General features: G+C 69.3%; 17 protein-coding genes. 7 read left to right on the forward strand and 10 right to left on the reverse strand.

Annotated elements, in window-relative coordinates:
• Positions 1–13: 13 nt before the first annotated feature.
• Positions 14–967 (reverse strand): conjugal transfer protein, encoded by a 954-nt coding sequence (locus ABZX12_RS01420; RefSeq protein ID WP_355688773.1) that lies wholly within the window; start codon positions 965–967, stop codon positions 14–16.
• 769 nt (positions 968–1,736) lie between these two features.
• On the opposite strand from ABZX12_RS01420, the gene ABZX12_RS01425 reads away from it, so the two are divergent.
• On the forward strand, positions 1,737–2,612 hold the full coding sequence (locus tag ABZX12_RS01425; RefSeq protein ID WP_355688775.1) for an aldo/keto reductase: 876 nt from the start codon (positions 1,737–1,739) through the stop codon (positions 2,610–2,612).
• Between the two features lie 150 nt (positions 2,613–2,762).
• Complete coding sequence (gene trxA, locus ABZX12_RS01430) at positions 2,763–3,152, forward strand: thioredoxin (protein WP_355688777.1); 390 nt, start codon at positions 2,763–2,765, stop codon at positions 3,150–3,152.
• A gap of 24 nt (positions 3,153–3,176) precedes the next feature.
• Here the strand turns inward: trxA and ABZX12_RS01435 are convergent, their stop codons facing one another.
• From ABZX12_RS01435 to ABZX12_RS01445, 3 genes are all read right to left on the reverse strand, one after another.
• A complete protein-coding gene (locus ABZX12_RS01435; RefSeq protein ID WP_355688779.1) occupies positions 3,177–3,626 on the reverse strand; it encodes a GNAT family N-acetyltransferase in 450 nt (149 codons plus the stop codon).
• Positions 3,627–3,636: 10 nt separating this feature from the next.
• Positions 3,637–4,038, reverse strand: a complete 402-nt coding sequence (locus tag ABZX12_RS01440; RefSeq protein ID WP_355688781.1) for a VOC family protein — start codon at positions 4,036–4,038, stop codon at positions 3,637–3,639.
• A gap of 248 nt (positions 4,039–4,286) precedes the next feature.
• A complete protein-coding gene (locus ABZX12_RS01445) occupies positions 4,287–5,552 on the reverse strand; it encodes an FAD-dependent oxidoreductase (RefSeq protein WP_355688783.1) in 1,266 nt (421 codons plus the stop codon).
• A gap of 90 nt (positions 5,553–5,642) precedes the next feature.
• Between ABZX12_RS01445 and ABZX12_RS01450 the strand changes: the two genes are divergently transcribed.
• Entirely contained in the window at positions 5,643–7,181 is a 1,539-nt protein-coding gene (locus ABZX12_RS01450) for a helix-turn-helix domain-containing protein (RefSeq protein ID WP_355688785.1), read from the forward strand.
• Positions 7,182–7,412: 231 nt separating this feature from the next.
• On the opposite strand, the gene ABZX12_RS01455 is transcribed toward ABZX12_RS01450, so the two are convergent.
• The 3 genes from ABZX12_RS01455 to ABZX12_RS01465 are packed head-to-tail and all read right to left on the reverse strand — an operon-like array spanning position 7,413 to position 10,002.
• Positions 7,413–8,438, reverse strand: a complete 1,026-nt coding sequence (locus ABZX12_RS01455; RefSeq protein WP_355688787.1) for an FAD-dependent monooxygenase — start codon at positions 8,436–8,438, stop codon at positions 7,413–7,415.
• Positions 8,439–8,443: 5 nt separating this feature from the next.
• The gene (locus ABZX12_RS01460) at positions 8,444–8,956 is read right to left on the reverse strand and encodes an isoprenylcysteine carboxyl methyltransferase family protein (RefSeq protein WP_355688788.1); all 513 of its coding nucleotides are present in this window, start codon (positions 8,954–8,956) and stop codon (positions 8,444–8,446) included.
• Positions 8,956–10,002 (reverse strand): type III polyketide synthase, encoded by a 1,047-nt coding sequence (locus ABZX12_RS01465; protein WP_355688789.1) that lies wholly within the window; start codon positions 10,000–10,002, stop codon positions 8,956–8,958. The genes ABZX12_RS01460 and ABZX12_RS01465 overlap by 1 nt, the downstream gene beginning before the upstream one ends.
• An 18-nt stretch (positions 10,003–10,020) precedes the next feature.
• Between ABZX12_RS01465 and ABZX12_RS01470 the strand changes: the two genes are divergently transcribed.
• Positions 10,021–10,833: a UbiA family prenyltransferase gene (locus ABZX12_RS01470; protein ID WP_355688791.1), complete on the forward strand. Its 813-nt coding sequence runs from the start codon at positions 10,021–10,023 to the stop codon at positions 10,831–10,833.
• Positions 10,834–10,937: 104 nt separating this feature from the next.
• Here the strand turns inward: ABZX12_RS01470 and ABZX12_RS01475 are convergent, their stop codons facing one another.
• Complete coding sequence (locus tag ABZX12_RS01475; protein ID WP_355688793.1) at positions 10,938–11,810, reverse strand: LysR substrate-binding domain-containing protein; 873 nt, start codon at positions 11,808–11,810, stop codon at positions 10,938–10,940.
• A gap of 124 nt (positions 11,811–11,934) precedes the next feature.
• Between ABZX12_RS01475 and ABZX12_RS01480 the strand changes: the two genes are divergently transcribed.
• Complete coding sequence (locus ABZX12_RS01480; RefSeq protein ID WP_355688795.1) at positions 11,935–13,458, forward strand: MFS transporter; 1,524 nt, start codon at positions 11,935–11,937, stop codon at positions 13,456–13,458.
• 71 nt (positions 13,459–13,529) lie between these two features.
• Here ABZX12_RS01480 and ABZX12_RS01485 read toward each other — a convergent pair whose 3' ends face one another.
• A complete protein-coding gene (locus tag ABZX12_RS01485) occupies positions 13,530–14,990 on the reverse strand; it encodes a lysyl oxidase family protein (protein WP_355688797.1) in 1,461 nt (486 codons plus the stop codon).
• A gap of 215 nt (positions 14,991–15,205) precedes the next feature.
• On the opposite strand from ABZX12_RS01485, the gene ABZX12_RS01490 reads away from it, so the two are divergent.
• Complete coding sequence (locus ABZX12_RS01490) at positions 15,206–17,239, forward strand: CBM35 domain-containing protein (RefSeq protein ID WP_355688799.1); 2,034 nt, start codon at positions 15,206–15,208, stop codon at positions 17,237–17,239.
• Positions 17,240–17,330: 91 nt separating this feature from the next.
• On the opposite strand, the gene ABZX12_RS01495 is transcribed toward ABZX12_RS01490, so the two are convergent.
• Entirely contained in the window at positions 17,331–17,717 is a 387-nt protein-coding gene (locus tag ABZX12_RS01495; RefSeq protein ID WP_355688801.1) for a nuclear transport factor 2 family protein, read from the reverse strand.
• Between the two features lie 74 nt (positions 17,718–17,791).
• Between ABZX12_RS01495 and ABZX12_RS01500 the strand changes: the two genes are divergently transcribed.
• A complete protein-coding gene (locus ABZX12_RS01500; protein WP_355688803.1) occupies positions 17,792–18,559 on the forward strand; it encodes a DUF427 domain-containing protein in 768 nt (255 codons plus the stop codon).
• Positions 18,560–18,566: the final 7 nt, after the last annotated feature.

Here is an 18,566-nt window from a genome sequence, read left to right on the forward strand (position 1 = left end):
CCAGTCGCTGGATTCATCCGACGGCAGCCACTTGCCATCGCTGTGCTCCGTCCGTGGCGACAGTACGCCTCAGCGTGAGCGTGTAGGTCTGGTCCAGCGTGGTGTCACCCACGCCGTTCCAGGTGACGGCGGCGGTCGCCCGCCGCTCGTCGTCGTTGCCGGCGTACACCTGCCAGTCCTTCAGTTCACCGAACTTCACCGCACCGTTGAGGCTGCGGATCGTGGAGCCGGGCGCGGTCACGGCGGACACCTTGTTGTCGGACTCCGCATACGCCGAGAAGAAGGCTTCCGCGTCCTTCTCGGTCGCCGTGGTGAGGTCCTCGTCGGGCTGGCCGGCGTCCGGCATGTTGCCGGGCAGCGGCGCCCGCTCGTCCGGGACGAACGTCGGCGGCCCGCTGACCACCACCCGGGACGCGGTCCGTGCGACCGGCACCGAGATGCGCTCCCAGGTGACCGGTCCGGCGGCCCAGTTCTTGCCCTGCCGGGTGAACGTGTAGACGCGGACCCGGACGTCGACCACGGCCGTGACGCCGTTGGAGTCGGCCTTGACCTCTCCCGGATACGCCACGTCGGCGGTCTGCTTGCCGCGACCGTTCCAGCCGGCTCGGCCGTCCAAGCCGGAGGCCAGGTCGAGACCGATCTGCGCTGGACGGGCGTCGGGGTTGTTCTCGTCCCAGGTCAAGTACGAGATCGCGTACCGCGTCGCGACGGCGCTCGCGTCGGCGGCCGGGAAGCTGCTCTGTCCGCTGACGATCGTCTCAGGCGTCTTGTTCGGAGCGATCCAGGAGCGGATACCGCTGATCGCGGCCAGCAGCAGCACGACGACCACGAGGCCGCGGAAGAACCGCCGGGCCCAGGTGGAGAACGAGGACTCCGGCTCCGTCGACCACGGTGTCTGCCCGGGCTCCAGCACCTCGCGGGCCGGTCCGGGCGCCGCGTGCGAACTATGCGGCGAACGCTGTTTCAAACGTTCGGGTGTGCGGCGCCCCGGCTCCGGCTGCGGGGTCTCGGACGGGCGCTGCGGACCTGGACGACGAGGAGGAGCCATCACGCCGCCGGGCGGCGGGCCCTGGTTCGGCGGGGTCTGGCTCTGCGGAGCGGAATACTGCGCCGCGACCCCCTGCGCCTGGCGAGGGGTAGGTGACACCGGCCCGCCGGGGTGGGCCCACCACTCCGGCGCGGTGCTCTGCGGGCGTCCTTTACCCGGCTTCCTGGTCCGGCGCTGGTCCGACCAATGCTCACCTTTTGGCGGCAGATTCAGTACCGTTCGCCACCAACTCATCCCTACCCGCCCCTCAGACAGCAGTTACGCGGACAGTAGCCGGGAGGATACGGCAAGCAACCGCCCTCCGGGAGACCTGAAGCCAGGATCCCGATGGTCCATCGCTCCCCGCAGCCATACTGTTACCCCGCTCGCGGGCAGTGCCATCCTCACCGTCACAGTTCCCGGCCAAGAGTGACACCTTCGGTACCGTCGTCATAGCTCCTCTCCCATGCCCGCTCGGGTCGGCCGGGCAGCGCACACCATGCCACACGCCGCGGACAGGTTCGAAAATCCGTGCGAAGAACATGGTAAAAGAACGCACCACTGATCACGCATAGTAACCGATCCGATGGTCACCCTGTGGAAAACTCTCCCGCGCCGACGGGGTCAAATTAGGCTGTGGACAACCGCTTGCCGACGGCGCGTGCGGGCATAAGGTCGGAGTGACCCCTGCTACCCCTGGAGGACCAGGATGGAAACTCGCCGACTGGGCAGGCTCGGCCACCAGAGCTCGGTACTGATCTACGGCGCCGCGTCGCTCGGCGGCGTCGACCAGGATCGCGCCGACGCGTCGATCCAGGAAGCCCTCGACGCCGGCCTCAACCACTTCGACGTGGCCGCCGACTACGGCGACGCCGAGCTGCGCCTCGGCCCCCGGATGCCGGAGATCCGGGACCGCATCTTCCTCGCCACCAAGACCGGCCGCCGGACGTTCGAGGAGGCCTGGAGTGAGATCAACCGGTCGCTCGAGCGGCTGCAGACGGACTATGTCGACCTGATCCAGATGCACGCCGTCTGCGACCTGGAGAACCTCGATCTCGTGACGGGCAAGGGCGGATCGCTCGAAGCCGCGATCCGGGCCAAGGACGAAGGCATGGTCCGCGCGATCGGGATCACCGGCCACACCGCGCAGGCGCCGTCGGTGCACACCGAGGGACTGCGCCGGTTCGACTTCGACAGCGTGCTCACGCCGTTCAACTACAAGCTGTCCACGGATCCGCAGTACGCCGCCGACTACGCCGCGCTCGTGGACGCGGTCAAGGCGTCGGACGCCGCACTGATGACGATCAAGATGATCGCCCGGCGGAACTGGGCCGACGGCGAGCAGAAGTCGTACGACACGTGGTACCGGCCGTTCGACGAGCAGCGCTACATCACCGCCGCGACCGCCTGGCTGCTGAACGGTCATCCGGAGATCACCGGCCTGGCTACGGCGGGTGAGACCCGGCTGCTGCAGCAGATGATCGTCGCAGAGCGCGAGCGCGCCGACCTGACCCCCGAGGCCGCCGCGTCGATCCTCGACGAGGTCAAGGACTACGCGTCACCCTTCGTGGACATGCCGATCTGACAACGTGGCCCAGGTCACATACGAGACTCCGCATTCCGGTCACGCCGTACGCCGTACGGGATCTCCGTACGGCGGCCGTCGCGGCGCGGGAACAAGTCCGGGGGCCGCCGGTGTTGACTACTTCGTACTCATCTACTTTCGGAGGTCCTAGTGGCAACGGTCGAGCTGACCCAGGAGAACTTCAACGAGGTGGTCGGTAGCGACGGCCTGGTGCTGGTGGATTTCTGGGCAGAGTGGTGTGGCCCGTGCAAGATGTTCGGGCCGGTGTACGAGAAGTCGTCCGAGACGCACGGTGACATCACCTTCGGCAAGGTCGACACCGAGGCACAGGTAGAGCTGGCGCAGGCCTTCCAGATCCGGTCCATCCCGACCCTGATGGCGGTCCGCGACGGCGTCGTCCTGTACTCGCAGGCCGGTGCGCTGCCCGCGGCGAGCCTGGAGGACCTGATCGGCCAGCTGCGCGCGGTCGACATGGAAGAGGTCAAGGCCCAGATCGCCGCCCACGAGGCAGAGCACGGGTCCGAGCCGCACGCTCACTGACACAACCCCACCAGATCCGGGAGCTCAGCTCGAGCTCCCGGATCTGCTGTGTCCGAGGCGGGGGTCGGTGGTGCGGCGCATCAGGTGGGACGTGCCGACCTCGGTGGTGAATCCCCAGCGGGCGTAGAACGGGAACAGTTCGGGTTGGCAGACCAGCTCGAGGCTGCGGACGCCGGCGAGCCCCGGGTGAGTGACGACGGCGTCCAGCAGCGCCGCGCCGACGCCGGAGCCGCGATGAGGTTCAGCGACGATGACGTCGAGGAGCAGGGCGATGTGCGCGTAGTCGGTGAGGACTCGCGCGAAGCCGGCCAGCTCGTCCGTCGGGTCGTGGGTGACGGCGAAGACCAGGTCCGAGTTGTCCAGCAATCGACTGACCTCGGTGGGCGTGCGGTCGGTCATCCACCAGGCCGTGCGCATGAGCTCGGTCAACTCGGGGATGCGGTGTGCAGGCACCGCATGTGCGGTGGTGAGCATCGGCGCGGGGTCAGTACTCGCGGGAGCTGAGGACGCAGAACTCGTTGCCCTCAGGATCGGCGAGAACGGTCCACGTGGACTCCTCCGACTGGCCGACGTCGACCCGCCGGGCGCCCAGCGCCTCGAGTCGCGCGATCTCGGCGTCGCGGTCCTGACTGGTGTGCGGGGCGAAGTCGAGGTGCAGCCGGTTCTTCACCGTCTTGCCCTCGGGCACCGGGACGAACACCATCCCAGGGCCGATCCGCTCCCACGGAATGTCCCGGACGGTGTCCGGCTCGACCCAGCCCGGCACGTTCACACATTCGTCGTCGGTCTCGATGATCGTCTTCCAGCCGAACGCCTCGGCCCACCAGGCCGCCTGCTTGCGGACGTCATGACAGTCGATCACCACCGTGTACCACCTGAGCACCATGGCAGCACCGTCCCACAGCCCACCGACAGAACAGCCCACGACGAAACAGCCCACGACAGAAGAGAGCGGGCCCTGGGCAGGAGAACGATCGCCAGGGCCCGCTCTCGAGGCTGACCGGAGCGGCGTCGTGGTGGCCGGGTGGTGGCGGGCAGGTGAGGTGGCTGCCCGAGGAGGGTCACCGAAAGCGCTACACGGTCAGCGGGACGGAGGGGCCACGTCGCTGGAGCCCCTCCACGCCGAGCGGTCGGTCAGCGGAGCGGGTTGAAGGGACGCAGCTCCTCCGGGGTGCGGCCGGTGGTGATCGTCTCGGCCAGCAGCTGCCCGGTGATCGGGCCGAGCGTGATGCCCCACATGCCGTGCCCGCCGGCGGCGAAGACCCGCGGCGACGCGGTCGCGCCGATCAGCGGCAGGCCGTCCGGCGTGCAGGGCCGCGGCCCGACCCACTCGAAGGTCCGCGCGTCCAGGTCGGCGTCCCGCAGCAGCGGCCGGGCGCCCTCGACGATCGCGTTGATCCGGCGCGGGTCGAGCTTGGCTCCGGGCTTGCGGAACTCCATCATCCCGGCGACCCGGAGCCGGTCCCCGAGCGGCGTGCAGGCGATCCGCTGCGCCGGGAAGTACACCGGGCCGGCCGGTACGTGGGCCATCGGCACGCTGAAGCTGTACCCGCGGCCCGCCTGGACGATGGTCTTCACGCCGTACTGCCGCGCCAGGTCGCCGAGCCACGCGCCGGTCGCCATCACGACCGCGTCGAACGGGTCGGTCTCGCCGTCGCCCGTGACGAGCCGGACACCGCGGATCTCGTCGACGATGTCGCGCACGTCGACGCCGCTGATGATCTGCCCGCCGCGGGCGCGCACCGAGTCGGCGAGCAGGCCGACGTACTCGCCGGGGTTGATGAAGCGCTGCCCGTGCAGCCGGATCGCGGCGCCGATCTGGTCGGACAGCGACGGCTCGATCTCGCGGGCGTCGTCACCGCTGATCGCCTCGAACTCGATGCCCTGGCCGGCGGCGTGGATCTGCTCGATCTCCTCGAGCAGCACCTTGCGCTCCTCGACGGTCCGGTAGGCGGCCAGGAACGACTTGGCCTCGTGCGTCTGCGCCTCGACCCCGGACTTGGCCAGGAAGTCGAAGGCGGTCAGAGCCTGCCGGTTGATCGGGACCAGCGCGTCCATCGCGGTCTTCCAGCGTCCGGCGGTGCTGTTGCGAGCGAAGCGGGTGAGGAACGTGAGGAGCCGCGGGCTCGCCGTCGGCGGGACGTACACCGGCGAGGAGGGGCTCAGCACCGCACGGACGCCGTACTTGAGGACCGCTGGTTCCGGCAGCGGGGTGGCCAGTCCGGGGGTCAGCCAGCCGGCGTTGCCCCAGGACGCGCCCGCGGCGACACCCTCACGGTCGAGCACGGTCACCTCGACGCCCGCCTCCTGGAGGAACCAGGCAGTGGCCAGGCCGACCATGCCCGCGCCGACGACGGCGACGCGATCCGGGACGAGGTGAGTGGATCCAGCTGTGGTCATGTATCGATGGTGGGGCCGCCGCGCGCGACTGTCATGGTGCGATCACACCATATCGGCGACAAATGACTGTGCTCAGCGCACAATAACCTCATGACCTCCTCGTCCGATCTGATCGTGGCTGTCGGTCCTGCGCTGTTCGAGGTCGTGGTCGCCGGCAGGGGTGACAATGAGGTCCGGGACGTGTTCCTGGCCGACCCACAGGAGCCCGCGACCGGTCAGCCGGGCGATCTGGTGCTCGGACTCGGTCTGCGCGACGCAGAGGACGCTGTGGAGCTTGTGGAGCGCTGCGCCGCCGGCAACGCGTCCGGAGTGGTTCTGCGTACGGCGTTGGCGCACGAGCCGACTGTTGTCGCCGCAGCGGAGCGGGAAGCCATAACACTCGTCGCACTGCAGCCGAGCGTCACCTGGGCGCACGTGGTGTGGCTGCTCCGCGGCGTACTCGACCGGGCGGCCGCACCGGACTCCCCCGCCGCCGGGGACGCCGGTGTCCATCAAGAGCTCTTCGCGCTGGCAGATGCCGCCGCCGCGATCGTCGACGCGCCTGTAACGATCGAGGACAACCAGTCCAGGGTCTTGGCGTACTCCTCCGGTCAGGACTTCACCGACCCGACCCGGGTGTCGACCATCGTCGGACGCCGGGTGCCGCCTGAGGTGATCGCGCATTTCCGGGCCCGTGGCATCTTCCGACGGCTCGCACGGTCCAGTGAGCCGTTCCTGGTGCCGGACGGACCGAACGGCATCCGCCCGCGCCTCGTCGTACCGGTCCGGGCTGGGGGTGAATGGCTGGGTTCCATCTGGGCTGTTGTCGACGGTCCGGTCAGTGATGCGGTCACGACCGAGCTCAGCAACGCCGCGTCCGTTCTCGCGTTGCACTTGTTGCGGCTGCGCGCCCAGGCCGACGTGGCGCGGCGGAGTGCGATCGACCGGCTGCGGACCATCCTGCGGCAGTTCTCGCCGGACAACCCGATCGACGTACGGCTCCCGGCACAGCCGTGGCGAGTCGTAGCGCTGGGGTCGCCCGACGGGTACGACGTACCGCAGCAGCTGGACCTCTGGGAGTCGACCGGTCGTCGGCACGGATGGAGCGAACCGCAGCTGGCTGACCTCGACGGGACGGTACTCGCTGTCGTCACGGACGCCGACGGGCCAGGGTCCTGGAACTGGCTGCAGAAACTCGTGCTGGAGCAACCGTCCGGCACGTACGCCGCGGCGGGCGGTCCCGCGCGCGGTCCGGCCGATCTGCCGAGCTCACGGGCCGAGGCTGCCGAGCTGCTGGGACTGGTACGGCGGGGTGTCGCGCCGGGGCCGGCGTTGCGGGTCGAGGAGGCGTGGCACGTGCTGACGGTGCACCGGGCGGTGACGTCGCTGGATACCACCAAGATGGATGGTCCGCTCGCGACGTTGCTGCGGCACGACATCGAGCACGACACGGGCTACGTGGAAACGTTGCAGGCGTGGCTGGACTTTCCGGGGCAGCCGCAGCGGGCGGCGCGGGAACTGCACCTGCACACCAACACGTTGCGGCACCGGATGAAACGGATCGGGGAGATCGCCGCGCTCGACCTGTCGGATCCGCGCGAGCGGTTGGCGTTGCAGTTGCAGATCGCCGCGGTGCGCACCGAGCACTGAGATCACACAACACTGAGATCTACGCCACAGGTCCATGTAACAAGGCTTCATATTCCGGCAACTGCTGGGCAACATCCGCCTGACAGAGTCTTCCTTGTCAGCAGGTCCGACCTTTCACCAGGAGGCCGGAAAGGCTGCGGGTCCGAGCTTTTCACCAGGAAGCTCGGGCCACCCGTGGGCCCGGCGGTTGTCTGAGCGATCGCCGGGCCCCGCGGCATGTCCGGACGTTGCCTAGGACAACCTGTTCACGATGGTGCGGTAGACAGCCGGCAGGGCGGCCGCGGCGGGGACGATGCGCGGCGCGAGGAGCGGGCGGTTGCGGGCCCACAGCAACGACGCGGTGAGCAGGCGGCACTCCCAGGAGACACGGCGCCAGGCGGCCTCGTAGTCTTGTGGGCGGTCGGCGCGGAGGCAGTCGACGAGTTCGGCGGAGGTACGGAGCGCAACGGCGATGCCCTCGCCGGTGAGCGCGTCGACGTACCCGGCGGCGTCACCGACGAGCAGGACCCGGCCGGCGGTGCGAGCGCGGACGCGTTGGCGGAGCGGGCCGGCACCCATCACAGCACTTGCTGCCGGGGCGCCGCGCAGACGACGTTTCAAGGCCGGGAAGGCGTCGAGGTGCGAGTCGAAGGTGCCGCGGGCCGAGGTGAGGATGGCCACGCCGACGAGCTCTTCGGCAACAGGTGTCACGTAGGCCTCCCCCAACCGAGACCAGTAGACCTCGACGAGATCGGTCCAGGGCGAGACCTGGAAATGCTGCCGCAGACCGCGGCGTACCGCACCCGAACTCCCACCACACAACTCGAGCTGGCGGCGAATGGGTGAGTGGAGGCCGTCGGCGGCTGCCAGGTAGCGGGCGGTCAGTCCGGCGGCGGTCACCGAGGTGACAGTTTGGGTGATCGTCCCCACCCGGGTGGGGACGACGGGGATGTTCAGGGATGCCAGCCGGGACATAAGGGCGGCGTGGAGGGTGGTACGGCGTACTCCGAGGCCGGGCCCTGCTGTGAACAGGGCGTCGACGGAGTGGGCGTCGTCGAGGTAGCGGATTCCGTGGAACGGACGGCCGGTGAGTTCCACGCCCAGCCGGGACAGGTACAAGACCGCGCTGTGGGCGATGCCTTCGCCGCAGGCCTTGTCGATCGGGGCCGAGCGGGGCTCGACGACGGCAACCGACAGACCCGCGAGGGCCGCGCGGATGGCGACAGCAGCGCCGGCCGGCCCGGCGCCGGCAACCAGCAGATCGACATCGGGCCGCATTCGGTTCACGGCACGAGGGCGGATTTCAGGGCGGCGTTTTCAGTTCGGATCCGCACGGCCAGCAGCGGGATGTTCAGCACCGTGAACACCAGCGCCGTCACCCAGGCCGTGTGGACGAGCGGGAGCGCGATGCCCTCCAGCACGACCGCCACGTAGTTCGGGTGCCGCAGCCAGCGGTACGGGCCGCGGGCCACCAGGTGGAGACCAGGTACGACGATCACGCGCGTGTTCCACTGATGCCCGAGCACCGCGATGCACCACCACCGCAGGCCCTGCGCCAGCAGCACCACCACGAACATCGTCCAGCCGAGCCACGGAATGAACGGCCGGTGCGACGCCTCCACCATGCACGCCGCCAGCAACAACGTGTGCAAGGCGACCATGAACGGGTAGTGCCCGCGCCCCGACTCCACACCGCCCCGCGCGAAACTCCACCGCGCGTTGCGCAGCGACACCACCAGCTCCGCGACGCGCTCGGCGGCGACCAGCAGCACCAGACCCAAGTACCAGCCGTACATCACCACTCCAGCAGCACGAGTTCCGAACAGAAACCCGGCCCCATCGCCAGCAACAGTCCGGGACCAGCAGGATCCAGCTTCATGGTGTCACCGAGGACGTGCAGCACCGAGGATGACGACAGGTTGCCGACCGCATCGAGCGACTTCCAGGTCACGTCCAGCGCCCCCGGCCGTAACGACAGTGTCTCCGCGACCGCCTCGAGCACCTTCGGGCCGCCGGGATGGCTCACCCAGGTCCCGATCTCCGGCACCGTCAGCCCGGCGGAGCCGAGGAACTCCCGCACGTCGCCGCCGAGGTAGGTCCGGACCACTTCGGGCACGTCCGCCCCGAGCACGATCCGGAACCCACCGGCTCCGACGTCCCACCCCATCACCCGCTCCGAGTCCGGGTACAACCGCGAACGCGTCGCCACCACCTCCGGACCAGACGCCGCCGGATGCTCCGATCCCGTCATCACGACCGCCGCCGCGCCGTCCCCGAACAACGCCCCGCCGACGAGGTTCGGCAACGACGCGTCGTCGCGCTGCAACGTCAGCGAACACAACTCGACCGACAGCAGGACGGCGACATGCGAAGGCCAGGCCGTCAGGTAGTCGTGCAGTCGCGCGATGCCGGCCGCTCCCCCGACGCACCCGAGCCCGAACAACGGCAGCCGTTTCACGTCCTCGCGCAAACCGAGCCGCACCGCCACCCGTGCGTCGATCGACGGCGCCGCCACGCCGGTCACCGTGGTGAACATCAGCACGTCGACGTCGGCGAGCGTCAGCCCGGCGTCCTTGACCGCTCCCGCGACCGCTTCGGCGCCGAGGTCCACGGCGGCCGCGATCCACGCGTCGTTCGCGGCGCCGAAGTCCTCGAGGGCGGCGTACTGCTCCAGCGGCAGCGCGAGATACCGGTGCGACACCCCGGCGTTCGCGTGCAGCCGGCGGAGCAGCGCCGTACCGCGGCCGTCGGACAGGCACATCGCGGCGAACGCGTCGGTCAGCGCCGACTGCGGATAGCGGTGCGGCGGAAGCGCGGGCCGGACCGCTGCGATCCGCGTCATCGTGGCATCGTTACGTCGGTGAGAGCACTGCGGACCGCCGAGGGTCTGGCTCTCGCCTGCCATCCGGGGCCGACCGTCGCCGTCACCGCCCTCGTCACGGCCGTCGCGTGGTCGGCCGGGCGAAGTCCGGCCGGGTGTCTCCTCGTCGCAGCAACGATCCTCACCGGCCACCTCTCGATCGGCTGGAGCAATGACGCGATAGATGCCGCCCGCGACACCATTGTGAACCGACGGGACAAGCCCGTGGTGCGTGGACTGGTGAGTCGCCGGACGCTGGCGGTGGGTGCGGGCGTCATGCTGGTCGTCACCGTTCCGGTCTCCCTCGCCAACGGCATCGCGGCCGGACTGATGCACCTGCTGTTCGTCGCCTGCGCCTGGGCGTACAACCTCGGGCTCAAGTCCACCGTGATCTCGTGGCTTCCGTACGCCGTGGCGTTCGGCGCACTGCCCTCGTTCGTGACGCTCGGGACCGCGCAGGTCTGGGCCCCGTGGTGGGCGACAGCGGCGGGTGCACTTCTAGGGGTCGGTGCCCATCTGGCAAACGTCGTACCCGATCTGGCCGACGACCTGGCCACCGGTGTCCGCGGCTGGCCGCAGCGGCTCGGCTCCTACGCCCGGCTGCTCGCGCCGCTCCCGCTGGCGGCCGCGACCGTCCTGCTGGTCGTCGCCCCGGCCGGCGCGATCGGCGTCGTCGGCTGGATCGCCCTCGCGCTGGTCGCCGCCCTGCTCGTCACGATCCTGCTCTGGCGCGACGCACCGTTCCTGATCACGATCGCGATCGCCGCGGTCAGCATCATCTCGCTGGTCCTGCGCGGCGACGCCCTCGTCTGAGCGGCAGCTCGACAGTACGTATACGTCCACTGAGGCGCCGCGGACTGTCGGCTGAGCGTGGCTGCGTCCCGGCCGGCCGGACACCTCCTGTCGGGCTGCCGGTCTCAGCCGGCGTCCGGTTTGAGGGGGGCGTTGCTGCCGAGGATGGCGGCGGTGAGGGCCTCGGCGGGTTCCTTCGCCGCGCGCGGGTTGGTGATCAGGACCAGGTCGATCGGCGGGAGCTCCGGGAGGCCGGCGCTGGGCGGGGGCTCGACCAGGTCGGCGGGCATCAGCGAGCGGGCGAAGATCGCGATGCCGAGCCCGGCCCGGACAGCCGCGAGGACGCCGTTGACGCCGCGGACGATGCACGTGATCCGGCAGGTCCGGCCGGCCTGCTCGAGGGAGTGCACACCGAGCGACCGGCTCAGCGAGGGCGCCTGGTACGCGACCAGCGGCACCGGCCCGTCGGGGGCGATCCGGGTCCCCGCGATCCCTGCCCAGACCAGCGGGTCGCGCCGGACCAGGCGGCCGTTCGGCTCGTAGCCGCCGCCGGCGCCGTGTTTCACGTAGGCGAGGTCGAGGTGCCCGGACTCGACGCGGCGGAGCAGGTTCGGGCTCTGGGCAACGGTCAGCTCGAGGTCGATCCGCGGGTACAGCTGGCGGAAGTCGCGCAGGATCTTCGGCAACGGCGTGAGCGCCAGGTCGTCGGTCACGCCGAATCGCAGCCGGCCGCGCAACTCCGAGCCGGTGAAGTACCCGGCGGCCTCCTCGTGTGCGGCCAGGATGGTCCGCGCGAACCCGGCCATCGCCTCCCCGTCGGCGGTCAGCGTGACGGTGCGGGTGTCCCGGACGAACAGCGGCCGCCCGACGGCCGTCTCCAGTTTGCGCACATGCTGACTCACGGTCGGCTGCCGGATGCCCAGCCGCTCGGCCGCCTGGGTGAAGCTGAGCGACTGCGCCACCGCCAGGAACGTGCGCAACTGGTCCGGGTCGTACATCGATAGACCTCCCATTACGTGACGCAATAAGACTAATAGGAGTAATTCGCTGGGGGAATCCAGCACTCACCCCTGAGGATGGACCTGTCCTCCCCTGACCAGTTCACTCGCGTAGGGATCGCTCTTGACCTCCCGGGCCACCGGTACTGTCCCGTCCACCGACTTCCATCTGCACCGCCCCACCGACTCCGCCAGCAAGCTCCGGGAGCAGCGCCGCCCGGGCTTCAAGGACACCTTCAGCGCACTGCGGGTCCGCAACTTCCGCCTCCTGGTCAGCGGACTGCTGGTCAGTTCGACCGGCGGCTGGATCCAGCGCATCGCCCAGGACTGGCTGGTGCTCACGCTCACCGGCAGCGCCACCGCGGTCGGCATCACGACCGCCCTGCAATTCCTCCCCACCCTCGTGCTCGGCCTGTACGGCGGCGTGATCGCGGACCGGTTCCCGAAGCGGAAGATCCTGCTCGTCACGCAGATCACCATGGGCACCTGCGCCGGCCTGCTCGCCCTGACCGCCTTCACCGGCAGCGTCCAGGTCTGGCACGTCTACACGATGGCCTTCGTGCTCGGTCTCGCGACCGCGGTCGACAACCCGACTCGGCAGTCCTTCGTCACCGAACTCGTCCCGCGGGACACGGTCCGGAACGCGATCAGCATGGTCTCGTCGACGTTCCAGCTCGGCAGCCTGATCGGCCCGGCGCTCGGCGGTGTGCTGCTCGGCACGATCGGCGCCGGCTGGGCGTTCGCGCTCAACGGGCTGACGTTCTTCGCGTCGATCAGCGCGCTGCTGCGGATGCGCGAGAACGAGATGCCGGGATTCCACGCCGCCCGCACGGCGAGTGCCGGGATGCGGATCCGGGACGGGCTGCGCGACGGCGTCCGGTACGCGTTCCACGAGCCGGCCGTCCGCTGGGCGATCGCGCTGGTCGGCATCTACGGCATGTTCTGCATCAGCCTGCCGGTGACGCTGACCGCGTTCGCCGACCGGGTCTTCCACACCGGCGCGTCCGGGTACGGCGTGCTGAACTCGGTCGTCGCGTTCGGCGCCCTCGCCGGCGCGCTGCTCTCGGCCCGCCGCGTCCGGCCGAGCCGGCTGCGGAACCTGATCGGTATTGCCTGCCTGCTCACGATCACCGAGGTACTGGCCGCCCTCCAGCCGTCGCTGTGGACGTTCATCCCGGTGCTGGCGTCGATGGGCATGGCGACGCTGATGTTCCTGACCGCGGCCCAGTCGATGGTCCAGCTGACCACTCCGGACGGCCTGCGCGGCCGGGTGTCCGGGATCTACAACCTGGTCTTCATCGGGGGCGGCGCGATCGGTGGGCCGCTGGTCGGCTACCTGGCCCAGCACTTCGGTGCCCGGTGGGCGCTGATGCTCGCGGGTCTGGTGCCGGCGGTGGCGACGGTCGCGATCGGCCTCCGGCTGCGGCGCGACGGCCGGCTCCGACTGGTCCTGGTCCGGACCAGGTCGCCGTGGCACCAGGTTCCGATCCGCCTCAACCTGCAGCAGACCGACATCCAGTTGTCGGCCCCGAAGAGCACGCCGATCACGCGGACGTCGCGTCCCTTCATCCTCGGTCGCCGGCAACACGCGCGGATGGACTCGCACCTGCGCCCGATGCGCGCCCGCCGCCGCCCGCAACACCACTGAACTCCTGGGGCGGGGCTGCGCTGCCTTCCCAGCCCTGCCCCAGGTATCACCCAGCCGAAGGTGAACAGGCTTCAGGGAGCGGTGATGACGCCGACCGGGAGCGCCTTGACGGTGCGGTGGTGCTTGGTGCCGCCGAGGACCACTTGGCGCAGTGCCACGTTGTTCTTCGTGCTCGACTCGAACAGGCGGTGTTCCGGATTGGCGGTCACCTGGACGTAGTACGTGCCGTTCGCGAGGTTGGTGATGTCGAAGGACTGCCCCGGCAGGGTCTGCTCGTAGGTGTCGCCGGAGCCGACGTCCAGCACCTCACGGACCGACAGCGAGCCGTGGTCGCCGCAGGCGGTGTGCAGGTCGGTGTTGTCCGGGTGCCAGTTCGCGTTCTTCACCGTGTAGTCGATGGAATCCGTCGCGGCGAGACAGAACGCTTCCTTCTGACTGCGCACGACCTCGGTCTGCTTGGCGTTCAGCAGGCTGTAGCGCGCGAAGTCGGTGAAGTGCCAGTGGTTGTGGCCGTCGCGGCCGTCCCACTCCATCGTCCCGGTCGTCTGGTACCCGACCTGCTTGCCCTGCGCGTTGTAGAAGTACTGGTAGGCGTCCATCAGATCCTTGCCCTGCCGACGGAAACCGTCCAGCACCAGCGGCGACGGGCCCGCGTTCCAGACGGTCGCGGAGAACTGCAGGAAGTCCTTGTTGGCGTCCGGCGTGCCCGCGTCGCCGGTCGCGATCTGGATCCCCCAGGCCGGCACCGCCCGCAGGTCCGGCTTCGGTCCGTGCGGAACACTCGCCCTGCCGGTCGGACGTGTCGCGTTCGGCTTGGGCGTCGCACGACCCGCCATGGCCTGCTTGGCCGCCGGGCCCTCGGACTTCCGCACCGTCACGTTCAGGGTCACCGCCGACTCCTTGGCCGGGATCTTGAAGAAGTCCCGGTAGGCCTTGTTCACGGTGATCGTCGCCTTGTACTTGCCCACGGCAAGCTGTACCGGATCGCCGCCGCCGTACGTCCGCGCGGACCAGCCGGTCTGCAGTCCCCACACGGCCCCCTGCGTGAACGGGTTCGCCGTACAGCTGTCCGGGTACGGCGAGGTCGCCGGCGCGTCCGGACGGGTCCGCGAGCCGTCGCCGTTCAGGCAGATCCCCTGGTCCTTGTCGAGCACCTTCTTGCCCGCGGCGTCGATCAGCGTGACGTGCAGGAACTTCCCGAGACCGGAGAAGTCCGTGACGAGACCCTTTGGCAGCGTCCGGACCGGCTTGCCGTGCACGTACTGCGTCGCCACGACTGCCGAGTTGTACGTCGCCCGCGTCGCGCGCACCTCGAGCGGCGCGTTGCCGGCCACCAGGTGGGTACCGAGGTCGAGGTCCACGCCGTAGTCCTCGACGTTCTCCAGTGTCACATTGGTGCTTCCAGCAACGAGCTTGACCGGCGGCCGGTCGGCTGTTGACGACGCAGCCGACGCGCCGGCCGCGGCGAGCGCGACCAGTCCGGTGGCCCCGGCCGCGGCGACCGCCGTCCGGCCGAGTTTCCTTGCGTTCACGATGACGGAACCCCCTCCTGCTGCGGCCGGCATCCTCACGATTCGGCCTGTTGCTGGTACGACGACGCGGCCGCGGAGCGAAGTTGATCAAGGTTCCATGGCAGTCCTGTCACAGGAAGTGGCAGGAAATGACAGAGCCTCGATACTTGACTGTGTAAATTAAGCCGACCTAGGCTCGACGGCGTCCGCTCACGCCTCCCCCGGAGGACGTTCACATGTCCTTGAGACGCCGTACCGCAACAGTCCTGGCTGCCGTCGCCCTGGTGTCGACAGCAACCTTGACAATCACCGCCCCCGCCGACGCGATCCAGGAGCAGCAGCCGACCTACCCGCAGATCGCCGCGAAGCCCTACCTGGGCTGGAGCAGCTGGAGTCTGCAGTCGACCAACTACCCGGGCGTCAACCCCGACGGCCCCGGCAGCTTCATCAGCGAGAAGAACATCCTCACCCAGGCGAACGCCCTGGCGACCAAGCTCAAGCCGTACGGCTACGAGTACATCAACGTCGACGCCGGCTGGCAGGACGGCGGCGACGAGTACGGCCGCCCGGTCGCCAACCTCGAGCGGTTCCCGCGCGGCATGAAGGCCGTCGGCGACGACATCCACAAGCTCGGGCTGAAGTTCGGCATCTACACGGTCGTCGGTCTCGGCAAGGACGTGTACCGCGACGGCAACACGCCGATCTACGACGCGCCCGGCTGCTTCACCCGCGACATCGTCTACCCGGACCTGCGGACCACGAACGGCTGGGACGCGGCGTACAAGATCGACTACGCGAGCCCGTGCGCGCAGAAGTACGCCGATTCGATCGCGAAGCTGTTCGCGTCCTGGGGTGTGGACTTCATCAAGATGGACGGTGTCGGCCCAGGCTCCTGGAAGGGTGCGCCGGACGACCCGAACCACAACAACACCGAGGACGTCGAGGCCTGGTGGCGCGCGGTGCAGAACGCCGGCCGGCCGATGATGTACACCCTGTCCTGGTCGCTCAGCCACCGCTACGCCGACGTGTGGAAGCAGAACTCGAACGGCTGGCGGATCGACACCGACGTCGAGTGCTACTGCGACACGATCGTGAAGTGGGACAGCTCGGTGAAGGCCCGCTGGTGGGACGTCGCGCAGTGGATCGACGACGCCGGACCGGGGCACTGGAACAACCTGGACGCGATCAACGTCGGCGTCGGCGCGATGGACGGCCTGACCGACGCGGAACGTCAGTCGTACATGACGTTCTGGGCGATCAACTCCGCGCCGCTGTTCGCCGGTGACGACCTGACCAAGCTGGATGCGTACGGCCTGAAGCTGCTGACGAACCGCGAGGTCATCGCGATCAACCAGTCCGGCAACCCGGCGCGCCCGCTCGACCAGGACCAGCTGCAGCAGATCTGGTACGCACAGAACGCCGACGGCAGTACGACGGTGGCCCTGTTCAACCTGGCCGACTCCCCCGCGACCGTGACCGGCGACTTCGGCCGGCTCGGCATCACCGGGAAGGCGACGGTTCGCGACATCTGGGCCGGTCAGAACACCCGCAACGTCTCCGGGTCGGTCAGCGCGAACCTGCCGGCCCACGGGTCGAAGCTCTACAAGATCACGCCGAACAACCTGGGCGCCGTCGGTAAGCCCGCGGACGTGACCGCGACCGACGTCAGCCGCACCACCGTGTCCCTCGCGTGGCGGCCGAGCGCCGGCGCCACGTTGTACCGGCTGTTTGCCAACGGCAAGCAGGTGGCGACCACGTCGGGTACGAGTGCTGTCGTGTCCGGGCTGCTTGCGCAGACGCCGTACACCTTCACGGTGACGGGTGTGCGAGGCAGCGCGACGTCAGAGGCCAGTGCGCCGATCACCCTGTCCACCTCCGCGTCGGGCGGGCCGGTCCGGTACGAGGCGGAGGCCCCGACCAGTACCCTGACCGGGGACGCGAGTGTCTCCGGGTGCACGGCGTGCTCGGGCGGCTCCAAGATCGGCAACATCGGCTACTCGTCGACGGTGACGCTGAACGGGATCACCGTGCCGGCCACGGGCACCTACTTGGTGAAGATCGCCTACACCGACGGCGACACCAGCCGGCAGAGCATGCTGACGGTCAACGGCACCGACAGTTACTGGGTGAACTACCACGGCCTCGGCGACAACGACTGGGGCACGCCGCAGGTCACCTACCTCCCGATGACGCTCACCGCCGGAGCGAACTCGATCAAGGTCAGCAACCCGAACGGCTACATCGCCGACATCGACTGGATCACGGTCTAGTCGTCCAGATCCGCGGGGCCGGCACCACCAGGGCCGGCCCCGCGCCCTTTCCCGGCACTGCTCGGCACTGCTCGGCTCTGCTCGGCACTGCTCAGCGCGGCTCGACCGTGTACCGGATCGTCTGGGCGACGATCTTCCCGTTCTCGATCAGGTACGAGTCGACGCCGTCGCGGACCTGGACCTGCGAGTCCTGGTACGCCCACTCGAGCAGCCCCATCCGGCCGTCGACAGCGACGTAGGTGTAGTCGAACGCCTTGTGCTCGGGCAGCTCACCGGCCAGCATCAGCGCCAGCTCCCGGACACCGGCATGGCCGCGGAACGTGCCGCGGCTCATCAGGATCACGATGTCCTCGGACACGTTCCGGCGCAGATCCTCGGCCAGCACGTCCTCGAACGACGGGATCCCCACCCAGTTGTTCGCGATGTTCAGATGGTCGTCCAGCACCTCACGTGCCGAGCGCCGACTCAGGTCCCCCACGATCCCTCCCCCTGGCTCGCCGTACGACTTCATGCTGCGACCGCCGGGCCGGCCGCACAAGCTTTACTGGAACCATGAGCGCCTACCCCGAACCTCTGGTCCCGCCCGGTGGCACCGCGCCGGTTCCGCGGCGGATCCGCGCGATGCTCGACGACCGCGTCGTCCTCGACACGACCGACGCGATCTACCTGTGGGAGTTCCCGCCGTACCCGCAGTACTACGTCCCGGTCGCGGACGTCGCTGCCGGCGTCCTGACCGACACCGGCGAGACGAAGGAGTTCACACACGGTGTGGCGCGGGTGCACAGCGCCGGATCCGGGCGCGCCTGGGTGTACGACGACGGTGTCGCGAAGGACCGCGTCCGGTTCCAATGGGACGCGCTGGACAGCTGGTTCGAGGAAGACGAGGAAGTCTTCGTCCACCCCAGGAACCCGTACGCCCGGGTGGACGCCGTCAAGTCGACGAGGCGCATCCAGGTTGCCGCCGACGACCAGGTCCTCGCGGACTCGACCGCCGCGGTGATCGTGTTCGAGACCGGGCTGCCGCCGCGGTACTACTTCCCGCGGACCTCCGTGAACTTCGAGCACCTGACCCCGACCGGCACCGTCACCGCCTGCCCCTACAAGGGCCGAACGTCGGCCTACTGGTCGACCCGGTCGGTCCCCGACGTCGCCTGGTCCTACGACTTCCCGACCGCACCCCTGCTCCCGATCGCGAACCACGTCGCGTTCTTCAACGAGAACGTCGACATCACCATCGACGGTGTGCCGCAGGACCGCCCGATCACCCCGTTCTCGAACCCAGCTCAGCGACCAGCCGACGGAAAGGTGAACACTCGGTGACGGCCGG

This window comes from Kribbella sp. NPDC003505, from assembly GCF_040610875.1.
Lineage (GTDB): Bacteria > Actinomycetota > Actinomycetes > Propionibacteriales > Kribbellaceae > Kribbella.